Origin of the sequence: Tabrizicola flagellatus, from assembly GCF_046295235.1 — a bacterium.
Taxonomy (GTDB): domain Bacteria; phylum Pseudomonadota; class Alphaproteobacteria; order Rhodobacterales; family Rhodobacteraceae; genus Tabrizicola; species Tabrizicola flagellata_A.
This window is the reverse complement of sequence record NZ_JBKBLV010000006.1, coordinates 106018-117688: the sequence shown is the minus strand read 5'-3', so window position 1 is coordinate 117688 and position 11671 is coordinate 106018. Positions and strand designations below refer to the sequence as shown.

Annotated in this window: 3 protein-coding genes; all 3 read right to left on the bottom strand. The window is 70.1% G+C overall.

Translation table 11 applies throughout. The features are described from left to right. The coding region (locus ACK4IU_RS04040; protein ID WP_409731922.1) for a 4'-phosphopantetheinyl transferase at positions 1-487 on the bottom strand (487 nt) is incomplete at its 3' end. Continuing rightward, positions 484-5070 (bottom strand): MupA/Atu3671 family FMN-dependent luciferase-like monooxygenase, encoded by a 4587-nt coding sequence (locus ACK4IU_RS04035; RefSeq protein ID WP_409731920.1) that lies wholly within the window; start codon positions 5068-5070, stop codon positions 484-486. The genes ACK4IU_RS04040 and ACK4IU_RS04035, both read right to left, overlap by 4 nt. A gap of 13 nt (positions 5071-5083) precedes the next feature. Then, positions 5084-11428 carry a type I polyketide synthase gene (locus ACK4IU_RS04030; protein ID WP_409731918.1) on the bottom strand — a complete coding sequence of 2115 codons (6345 nt, stop codon included), beginning with the start codon at positions 11426-11428 and terminating at the stop codon, positions 5084-5086. Positions 11429-11671: the final 243 nt, after the last annotated feature.

Sequence of the window (11671 nt, the reverse complement as noted above, 5' to 3'; positions counted from 1 at the left end):
CCTGCGCCTTGAACAGCGCTTCCTTCGCCGCGAAGAGCCGGCGCAGCCAGAGCCCCGGCTCTCCCGCCGGCAGCGCGGCACGTTCGGCGGCCGAGGCGATCTCGGGCCAGATCTCGGGCGCAAGCGGTTCGTCCGGCTCGACATCGACGCCGATCGGGCCCCCGCGCCGGACGACGGCCACGGCCAGACCGGCCGAATGCGAGATCGAGCCGGAAATGCCCTCGGGCCACAGCGGGGATCTGTCGGGCAGGCGAGGCAGCATGACCGGCGGCAGGCCGAGCGCAGAGAGCGCCTGGCGCGCCGCCTGGCGCCCGGCGGCGAATTCGCTGACCCGACGCGGCACCGCCGTGGCGACGGCCGCGCGTTCCTCGGGCCAGAGCGCCCCGGGGTCGGCGGCGGCAAGGTTGCAGACCGCCACCGAAACCCCGGCCGGGAAGAGGTCGGCCAGCGCCTGCCCGACCCGGCCGAGCCGCAGCGGAGCGGTCATCCCAGCGCCTTTTCCCGCGCCTCGCGCATTGCCCGGCGGCGCGCCATGGCATCCATCCGGCTGTCGGCGGCTCCGGTCGCGCCGGGTTGTGGCGCCGGCGCGGCGGCGACGGGTTCGGCGACCTGGGCCGGGATGGCCGCCGCCTGCGGCAGCACCTTGGCGACATGTTCGGCCAGCGCCGAGACGACCGGGAAGCGGAAGATGTCGGTGATCGCGATCCGGTCGGAGTTCAGCGCCACCTTCAGCTCGCGGTGCGCCTGCACCGCCAGCAGCGAATGGCCGCCAAGGGTGAAGAAATTGTCCGACCGCCCGACCTGCGGCACGCCGAGGACGCGGGCGAAGACGGCGGCGATGGTGGCCTCGACCCCGCCTTCCAGCGGCACGACGGCCTTGGTGGCGGCAGGGGCGGCGGCGGCGTGAGGGGAGGGCAGGGCCTTGCGGTCCACCTTTCCGTTCGGGGTCAGCGGCATCGCGTCGAGCCGGACGACATGGGCGGGAACCATGACCTCGGGCAGATGCGCGGACAGATCCCGGCGCAGCGCCTGCTCGTCCACCTGGCCATCGGCGGTGACATAGGCGACCAGACGGACATCGCCCGGCTGATCCTCGCGGGCGATGACCACGGCCTGCCGGATCCCGGCCATCGCTTCCAGCGCGGTCTCGATCTCGCCCAGTTCGATCCGGTGGCCGCGGATCTTGACCTGGAAATCGGCCCTTCCGAGGTAATCGAGCTTGCCGTCCGGCCGCCTGCGCACCAGATCGCCCGTGCGATACATCCGCCCCTGACCGGCAAAGGGATCAGGGCGGAAACGGTCGGCGGTCAGGTCGGGGCGCCGGAAATAGCCCTGCGCCACGCCCTCGCCGCCGATCCAGAGCTCTCCGGCCTCGCCATCGGCGACCGGGGACTGGCTGTCGTCCAGCACATAAAGCGCCGTGTTCGCAATGGGTTGTCCGATGTTGACCACACCCTCCGCGCCGGTTGTCGCCTCGACCGAGGACCAGATCGTCGTTTCGGTCGGGCCATACATGTTCAGCACCGGCCCGCCGATCACCCCCGCGAGATCACCGGCCAGACGGCCCATCAAGGCCTCGCCTCCGACCAGCATCCGCTTCAGCCGCGAAAGTGCCGCGCGGGCGCCGGGATCCTCGGCCAGCATCCGCGCCATCGAGGGCGTGCATTGCAGGTGCGTCACCCCGTGGCGATGGATGAGACCGGCCATCGAGTCATCGGCCTCGGCCCCGGAGTTCGTGATCCGCAGGACCTCGGCCACATGTTTCAGCCCCTCCAGCACCACGGGCGTTGCGATGCCATAGTCGATGAGGCAGGCCACCTCGTCGATGTCGATGGCCTTCAGTTCCTCGACGCGCTTCACCGCATCCTCGACCGTGCCGAACAGGCCCGAGTCCTCGAAATAGCGCTGGAAGGCGAAATCGAGGATCGCCTCCATCTCGTCCGGGGCCAGCGACCGGAGGTCGATGTCCATGGGATTGGCCACCCCTTGCGGCTTCTTGAAGGCCGGGAAGGCCCAGGCGTATTGCTTGATCAGCCCGGCCGCCGAGCGCAGGTAGCTTTTCATCGGCTCGCGCGCGACTTCCCGCGCCGTCTCGCGGTCGCTGGCCAGGAAGGTGTGCAACATCAGCGTGACCTTGAAGCGCGACGGGTCGTGACCCGCCTCGGCCAGCGCGGCGCGGTAGAGCTTCACCTTGTCCGCGACCTCGGCAATCGACTGGCCGAGGAGGTGGGTGAGCACATGCGCACCCGCCTTGCCGGCATCGCGCCAGGTTTCGGGGTTGCCCGCCGTGGTGACCCAGGCCTCCACTTCCCTCGAGACGGGGCGCGGCTGGGTCTTGACGGCAAAGGGCGTGCCGTCCTTGCGCGGGAAGTCCACGGCCTCGCCGCGCCAGAGCTTGCGCACGGCGTCAAGCGAGTCGAACAGCGCCTGGCGGTTGGCGGGTGGAGTGTTCTCGGGCCGCAGCACGAAGTCGTCCGGTTGCCAGCCCGAAGCGAAGGCCAGACCCGCGCGACCATTGGTCAGATTGTCGATGACAGCCCATTCCTCGGCAATCCGGGCGGGATGGTGCAGGGGGGCGACGATGGATCCCGCGCGCACGCCGATGTTCTTCGTCACGGCGGCCGCCGCCGCGCCGGTGACCGAGGGGTTCGGGTAGGGGCCGCCGAAGGCATGGAAATGGCGCTCTGGCGTCCAGATGGCGACAAAGCCATTCTGGTCGGCGAATTTTGCGCCTTCCAGCAACAGTTCATACTTCGACGGACCGGGCAGGTCGTCGTTGCCCCAGTAATAGACGCTGAACTCCATCTTCCGCGGGCTGATCCCGTTGCCTCCCCCGGATCCGGCCGAGGGGCGGACCCGGGCGCTGTCGTCGGCCAGGACGACCGTGAAGCCGCGGGTTAGGGTCCAGAACAGCTCCAGCACCGAGATGTCGAAGCTTAGCGAGGTGACGGCCAGCCAGGTGCCGGGATCGGTGCCCAGCACGTCGTCCATCCCGGCGAAGAAGTTCATCGCGTTGCGGTGGGTGACGACCACGCCCTTGGGCCGGCCGGTGGAGCCGGAGGTGTAGATCACGTAGGCCGGATCCTCGGCGGTCGGACCATCTGCGGGCGGAGCAGCGGAGGCCGCCGCAAGCCGCGGATCGGTGTCGAGGACCAGACGCGCGGGGCCGTGCGGCAGGGCCTCGGCCACAGCGCTTTCGGTCAGGATGACGGGGCACCCCGAGTCCTCGGCGTACAGCGCCAGGCGGTCGGCGGGATAGGTCGGGTCCATCGGCACATAGGCCGCGCCGGCCAGCTGGATGCCGAGTGCGCCCGCCACCATGTCGGTCGTCCGCCGGATGGCAAGACCGACCAGCATGTCGCGCCCGACGCCCATGCCGCGCAGGGTATTGGCGATCCGCCCGGCCCGGTCGGCCAGCTGGGCGTAGGTCAGGCGCGTTTCGCCCGCAATCACGGCGGTCGCATCCGGCGTGCGCGCGGCCTGCGCAAGAATTGCGCCGGGCAGGGTGGCCTGCCGGTCATAGTCGCGCTGCGTGGCGTCGAGAGCGCCGGCATAGACCCTGGTCTCGGCCTCCGACAGCGGGCTGATGCCGGACAGATCGGCCTCGGTCGTGGCGGCCATGGTGGCCAGGACACGGGCGAGGCGTTCGGCCAGCCGGGCGGCCTCGGCGGCGGGCAGGCGGGTGGCGTCGTGCCAGAGCGTCGGCGTGGGGCTGGTGGTGATGGTGACGGTGCTGCCGGTCAGCGGGGCGGTGCCCTCGCCCAGGGCGAGGCCAGAGGGCGACAGCGCGGTCAGGCCGGGCTCGCGCAGGGCGAGGTCGGCAGCGACGCCTCCGGCAGCGCGGGCGGCATCGAGCGCGCGGCTCGCGCGGGCCTCGGCCTCGGCCAGGGGGCCGGTTGCGTCCAGCCTGACCGGCACCCAGGGCAGAAGATAGCCAGGTGCGCGGTCGGCTCCCAGGCCCAGGGCAAGGTCGCCCCCACTGCGGCCCAGCGCGCGCAGGGCGGCCAGCGCCAGGCGGGCAGGCGTTGCTCCCTCAAGGTCAAGCGGGATCTGCCGCCAGTCCTGCGCGGCCGACGCCGCCCCTGCCAACGCCGGATCGGGGCGCAGGAGCAGGCCGCGCAGCCGTGCCTCGGCCTCGGCCGCGGGGGCGAGGGCTGCGTCAAGCCTGGCGGTTTCGGCGGCATCGGGCGAAGGCAGCAGGGCGCCGGCCCGGGCGGTGTCGATCGGCAGGCCCTTCAGGCAGGTCAGCCGCGACAGGCGCACCGCACCCGAACCGCAGGCCACTGTCACGCTGTCGGCATCGCGCGCCAGCACCGCACCCGGCACGCCCGAACCCGCGACGACCTCGGCCAGTCCCACGGCCCAGACCTGTCCCGCAGCCTCGACCTTGGGCACCGAGAGCGGGTTGCGGTAACCGCCATGGTCGAGCGCCCGCACCCGGCGGGCGATCGCTTCGGCTGGTTGCGCGAAATCCAGCCGTCCGGCGGCAGAGGGCCGGTCCGACCGCATCCAGACCTTGCGCGGGCCGGGGGCTTGCGGCTGGCGTGGCTGGCCGCCCGCCTCGAGTGCCGCGATGACATCGTTAAAACTGTCCAGCGCCGCGCTGAAGCAACGGGTGTTCAGGGTGAAGGCGGTGTCGTCCGGCTCGATCGCGAAGGAGCGGGTGGCCAGTACCTCGCCCTCGTCGATCCCCTCGGTCATCAGATGCCAGGTGACGGCATGTGCCGTTTCGGCGTTCAGGATCGCCCAGACTGGCGCGTTCAGGCCGGCGTAACCGGGCAGCGGGCCGTCGTGGAAGTTGACCCCACCCTGCCGCGCCAGCGCAAGGACCGGCGCCGGCACCAGCGAAAGATTGGCCACCGAGAGCAGCCAGTCGACCGCCAGACCTGCCGTGCGCTCCACCAGACCGGATCCCGGCGCGATCACCCGCAGCCCCGCACCCACGGCCCAGGCCGCGACCCTGGCCTCGCGCGTGACCACCGCTTCAAGCCGATGACCCCGCTCAAGCCAGCGCTTGCCGCATTCGACTGTCAGGCTTTCGTTGCCGATCAGCAGGGCGGTCAGGGTCATGTCGGTCTCCGGGTCATTCGGCTGCAAGTCTTTGGGCAGACGGGCGGGTTTCGCCAGCCTCGGCCGCCTGGATCGCGGCCTTCATCCGTGCGGCAAGAACGCGCACGTTGGGTTCCAGCACCATGGAATCGTGGTCGCCCGGCACCTCGACCACCTCCAGCCGGGGGGCGAAGGGGGTCCAGAGGTTGTCGTGGAACACATATTCCCGAGCCGCCGAAACCCAGTTCCCGCCCGTCACCTTGAAGCGCCGGTCGAGCGGCGGGCGGTACAGGACGACATTGCCGTCCTCCCAGCCTTTCAGCTGGTAAACCCCGATGGCATGGCGGAAGGCGGCCTCGATGGCGACGTTGTTGTAGGAGGGCACGGTCGGGTCAGGCTCGTTCGCCGCCTTGGCACGGCGCGAGCGTTCCCATTCCCAGCGCCGGCGCGCCCATTCCGCCAGGAACTTCGGCCCACCAGCGCGCAATTCCGCAAGCTTTATCAGGGCCTTGTCGGGCTTGGTCAGGAGGGGCCGGACAGGCAGCGGCGTGTCGAGAAGGACCATCAGCGCCACCTCCTCGCCCTCGGAGCGCAGCATCTGGCCGATCTCCCAGGCCGTGAGGCCCCCGCCAGAGAAGCCGCCCAGAAGGTAAGGCCCCTTGGGCTGGACCTGCCGGATCTCGGCAAGGCAGGAGGCCGCGGCCTCCTCGATGGTCATGTGCGGCTTGTCGTCGCCGAACAGACCCTTGGCCTGAAGGCCGTAGAACGGCCGGTCGGTGCCCAGAAGGCTGGCAAGGTGGCGCAGGTTCAAGACGTTGCCGAACATGCCGGCGACGAGGAAGAACGGGGTCTTGGGCCCCCCCTCGCCCCGGTGCATGGCGACGAGGTGGGTGAACTTCGGCCCCGCCGGATCGGCAAGCGCGGTCGGCGCCGGGGCGCTGTCGTCCTGCGGGCCGATGCGGTCGATGATGAGGGCGGCGCAGCGGGCGATGGTCGGGGCCTCGAACAGGACCGAGATCGGGAAGTCCACCTTCCACTGCCGCCGGATCATCGCAAAGAGGCGCACGGCGATCAGGGAGTGACCGCCGAGCGCGAAAAAGTCATCCTCGACCCCCACTTCGGCGACGCCCAGAAGCTCGGCCCAGAAACCGGCGAGGGTGCGTTCGACGCTGTTCCGGGGCGCGACATAGGCGCTTTCCAGTTCGGGCCGTGCAAAGCCGGGGCCTTCGGTTTCCGTCGCAACCGGGGCGTTGGCCTGTTTCACCAGCGCGTCGAGGTCGAGCGAGGAGACAAGCACCTGCGCGCCGTCCGCCGCGATGGCGCGCAGGAAGGCCTCGGCGCCCTCCGCCGGGCGGATGCCGCCCGCAAGGGCCTGGGCGAGGCGCTGTTCGGCGGGGGACTGGCCGCGCCCTTCGTCGTCGCGGATCACGTCGCGCGGGTTGGGCGGCTGCGGCTTGGCAAGCGCCTCCTCGAAGGCGACCTTGCGGAAGGTGATGCCCTCGACCTCGACCAGCACGCGGCCCGAGGGGTCGGTCAGGGTAACATCGAAGCTGGCGGTGTCCTCGGCGGGCGTGCCCGACAGGCGGACCCAGCTGCGGATTTCGGCGGGGAGCGGGCCATGGACCCGGATCGCGGTGGTCATCACCGGCGCCCAGACGAAGCCTTCCTGCACCTTCGGCAGAAGCGCGATGCCCCAGCCGGTGCCGATGTCGTAAAGCGCGGGGTGGATGGTGCAGGTGGCGGTGTCCTGCACGGCCTGGGTCGGAAGCGCCAGCGTTGCCAGCCCTTCACGGTTGCCCAGGGCGGTCGCTTTCAGCACCTGCCAGCGTGGGCCGAAGGCGATCCGGTCTTCCTGCGCCGAGGGCAGGTTCTCGCCCCCCGGAGCCGTGGCCTTGTCGGGGCAGCGCGCGGCGATGGCGGCGAGGTCGAGCGTTTCCGGTTGCGTCGTCTGGGGGGCCACGCCCATCTCGGCGGTCAGGGCCCAGCCCTGCGGCTCCAGCGCGCGGGCTTGCAGGCGCTGGCTGCCGTCGCGGGCGCGGGTGAGGCTGACGCGCAGGTCCCGCGGCAGGTCCGCCTCCAGCCGCAGCGGGCGGAAGACGGTAAGGTCGGTCAGGTGCAGGCCGCCCTTCAGACCTGCGGCCATCAGCGCCTCGCTGGCGATCTCGGGGTAGGCCGAGCCGGGCAGGACCGCCGTGCCGTCCAGGAGCCGGTGGTCGTCCATCACCCAATGGTCCTTGGTCAGCGTGGCGTGAAAACGGGTTTCATCCTCACCCTTCTGCATCCGTTCAAGGACCAGTTGCCCGGGCAGCGGCGCGCCTGCGTCCTTGCCTTGGCGGCGGGCGTCGGCGTCGGCGGCCATGCCGATGCCGGACCAGATGCCCCAGTTGACCGAGGTGACCTTGGTCAGCCCGCCCGCACGGGACTTGGCGAAGGCGTTCAGGTATTCGTTCGCCGCCACATAGTCGGCCTGGCCCGCCGGGGTCAGGACGGTGGAGGTGGAACTGAACAGCACGATCCGGTCCACCGAGCCATCGGGGAGAAGCGTGTCGAGCAGTTTCGTCCCATGGACCTTGGGCGACAGGACCGCGTCGGCGCTGCCGGGGTCCTTGCCTAGGAGGGGGGCATCATCGACGGTGCCCGCGGCATGGACGACGCCGTAGATCGGGCCGAACTCGGCCCGGACGCGGTCGAAGGCGGCGCGCATGTCCTCTGGGTTGCAGACATCGGCGGCGACGGCCATCACGCGGCCAAGGCGTTCCAGGCGCGACAGGACCCCGGCGCGGACCGATCCCGGTTCGGGGACGTGGCGGCCGATGAGCGCAACCTTGGCGTGGCGGTCGCGCATCAGGCGTTCGGCCACGGTGACACCGATCCCGCCGAACCCGCCGGTGATGGCCCAGACCGAGCCTTCGGGGACCTCGGCCGGTTCGGGCAGTTTGGCCGGGACAAGGCGGGTTTCCAGTCTCCGACTGCCCCGGATCGCGGCGACGGTGTTCGCGGGGGTCGCCAGCATTTCTTCGAGGACGGCGGAGACGGTTTCCGCCGGGATCGTCTTCTTGTCGAGCGTCACATCGAGGAGGCTGGCGGTCAGGCCGGGAAGTTCGCGCGGCATCACGCGGACGGGACCGGCGACGGTGGCCTTCTCAGGGTAGGGCAGGTCTTCCGTGCGGACCTGCGCCGCCCCCGAGGTCACGACGGTCAGGTGGGGCAGGGGCTTGAGGCCGATCTCGCCCATTGCCTGGCCGAGGAAGAACAGGCTCCAGAAGCCCTGCTCCAAGTTGCGCTGGAAGAAGGAGGAGCCGGGGCGGAAGGCTTCCTTCTCGGTCACCAGCCAGAAATGGGCGATCCGGGCGGGCGACAGGTCGCGCTGGGCGAGGTCGGCGAGAAGCGCGTCATAGCCCTCGCGCCCGTGTTCGGGGGCCAGCGTGTAGGTGTCGTCCGAGGTCCGGGCGAAGGCGTCGCCGGCGTGGACGGTGATGACGCGGTGACCGCCCGCACGCAGGCGCTGGACGGCGGCGCGGGAAAGGCCGGCCTCATCGGCGAAGACAAGCCAGGTCAGGGGGGCGCCGAGTTCGGTTTCCACGTCCACCGGGCAGTCGGCGGGCATCACGCGCCAGCCGATCTTGTATCCGAAGTCGGTGACGCTGTCGTGGCGGGCCGGGGTCAGGTCGGCCTCGGTCACCACGGCGGGTGTCCCGCGTTCGACGAAATAGCGGCTGCGCTGGAAGGGGTAGGTCGGCAGGGGCACGCGACGGCGTTTCGCCTCGCCCCAGAGTTGCGTGAAATCCGGCTCCGCCCCGCAGGCCCAGAGCCGACCGAGCGTGGCGATGAAGTGGCGGTCGTCGCTGACGGTGTCGTCGGGGTGCCGCAGGCTGGCCGGGACCGGCTGGCCGCCCATCGCGCCGTTCGCCTGCGCGAGCGACGCCATCGCGCGGCCGGGGCCGACCTCAAGATACACGCGGTCGGCCTTTTGCCGCAGCGTCGCCATGCCGTCGGCGAAACGGACGGTGTTGCGCAGATGCGCGACCCAGTAGTCGGGGCTGGTGGCCTCGGCATCCGTCAGGACTTGGCCGGTCCGGTTCGAGATGATCGGGATCTGCGGCGGCGAGAGATGCATGCCCGCCAGATGCGCGCGGAAGGCGGGCAGGATGCCTTCCAGCATCCTGGAATGAGCCGCGATGTCGATGGCGATGCGGGTCGTGTCGATGCCGTCGGCCTTCAGACGCTCGGCCAGATCCTTCAGGCCTGCATCCGGGCCGGAGACCACGGTCAGTTCCGGTGCGTTGACCGAGGCAATGTCGAGATCGCCCAGATAGGGCTTCAGGGCCGCTTCCGACAGCGGGACCGACAGCATGCCCCCCGCAGGCACGGTGTCGAAAAGCTGACCGCGCAGGCGGACGAGGCCCACGGCGGCCTCCAGCGTCATCACGCCGGCCACGCAGGCGGCGGCGTTCTCTCCCATGCTGTGCCCGATCAGCATTGCAGGCTTCACGCCCCAGCTTTCCCACAGCTTCGCCAGGGCGACTTCGACGATCAGGATCAGCGGCAGCTGCTTCGACGGCTGGCGCAGGGCCTCGGCTGCTGCGGCTTCTTGACCCGGCGCGGGAAGCCAGAGTGCCCGCGTCTCGGCCTCGGCCTCGGCCTCGGCCTCGGCCTCGCCCAGCGCGGCAAGGCCCCGGTCCATCCATTCGGCAAAGACAGGTTCGGTCTCGTAGAGGTCGCGCGCCATGTTGGGGTATTGCGCGCCGCCGCCGGGGAACATGAACACGACATCGGGGCGGTCGCCCAGGCGACGTTGGGTGAAGACGCGGCGGGGATCGCCGGCCTCGAGCATCTTCGCGGCTTCCTCGTGGGAGCCTGCGACCAGCACGCGCCGGTGTTCGAAGGCGCGGCGGCCTTCCTTCAGCGTCCAGGCGACATCGGCCAGGTCCTGTTCAGGATGCGCGCGCAGGTGCGCGGCAAGGCGTTGGGACGCCTCGCCCAAAGCCGACTGGCTGCGGGCCGAGAGGGTGAAAAGCTGGAACGGCCAGTCCGAGGGTTCGGAGGCTGCCACGGCAGGGGGTTCCTGCACGATGACGAATGCATTGGTGCCGCCGACGCCAAGCGAGTTCACGCCGGCGCGGCGGGGGCCCATGCGGCGGGGCCAGTCCGACAGCCTGTCGTTCACCCGGAAGGGGCTGTTGTCGAAGTCGATGGCGGGGTTCGGGGCCTCGAAGTTGAGGCTGGGCGGCATCTGGCCGTGGTAAAGTGCGAGAGTGGTCTTGATGAGGCTTGCGACCCCGGCGGCCGTATCGAGATGGCCGATGTTGGTTTTCACCGACCCGATCCGGGCAAAGCCCGTAGCATTGGTGGTGCGGCGGAAGGCCTCGGTCAGGGCGGCGACCTCGATCGGGTCGCCAAGATAGGTGCCGGTGCCGTGGCATTCGACATAGTCGATGGTTTCGGCAGGTGTCCCCGCGACGGCCAGGGCGGTGGCGACGCAGGCGGATTGGCCTTCCACGGACGGTGCCAGATACCCGGCCTTCGCGGCCCCGTCGTTGTTGACGGCGGACCCCTTGATGACGCCCCAGATGTGGTCGCCATCGGCCAGCGCGTCCTCCAGCCGTCGCAACAGGACGGTGCCCGCGCCCGACCCGAAGACGGTGCCCTGCGCCCGGTGGTCGAAGGCATGGCAGACGCCGTCGGGCGACAGGACCTCGCCCTCCTTGTAGAGGTAGCCGCGGCCCTGGGGCATGTCGATGGTGACACCGCCCGCCAGCGCCATGTCGCATTCGCCGTTCAGCAGCGCCTGGATCGCGTAATGCGTCGCGACCAACGAGGTGGAACAGGCGGTCTGCAACCCGAGGCTCGGCCCCTTCAGGTCGAAGACGTGGCTGACGCGGGTGGACAGGAAATCCTTGTCATTGCCGGTATGGCGGAGAAGGAACATGCCGGTGCTTTCCACCAGCGCCGGGTTCGAGCAGAGGTTGAAGTAGAAATAGCTGCCCATGCCGCAGCCCGCGAAGACGCCGATCCGGCCCTTGAAGCCTTCCGGCGTGTGGCCCGCGTTTTCCAGCGCCTCCCAGGCAACTTCCAGGAACTGGCGGTGCTGGGGATCGAGGATCGCGGCTTCCTTGGGGGAAAAGCCGAAGAACTCGGCATCGAAGCGGTCGTAGCCTTCCAGAAGCGCGGCGGCGGGGACGTAGTTCGGATTGCGCAAGAGCGCCGGGCTTTCGCCCGAGGCGAGGATTTCCTCTTCGGTCAGACGGCGGACGGCGCTGCGGCCCTCGCGCAGGTTCTCCCAGTAGGCGGCGATATCCGCTGCCCCGGGCAGATGCGCGGCCATGCCGACGATGGCGATATCCGTATCTGCCGGAAGGTCCTGCATCGTGTCCCTCATGCCATCACCCTCTCGACTTGCCTTTCGTGGCACCCGCCGCCCGGCGCATGGCCTGCCCCAGGGGCCGCCTGCGACCCGCCGTCCCGCGACCGGCACCGGCCCCGGGACCAAACTGCACAATCAAAACCACTCCACACCTGCCCGAAAACCGGGGACTGACCGGGACCATCAACGATTCGCGCGCCGTCAAAATTTCCTTGAGCTTTCCTACATGACTCCGGCTAGATACGCACGGATATTGGG

Coding starts and splice junctions, on each gene's coding strand:
- ACK4IU_RS04030 (WP_409731918.1), bottom strand. CDS start 11,428: ATGAGGGACACGATGCAGGACCTTCCGGCAGATACGGATATCGCCATC.
- ACK4IU_RS04035 (WP_409731920.1), bottom strand. CDS start 5,070: ATGACCCTGACCGCCCTGCTGATCGGCAACGAAAGCCTGACAGTCGAA.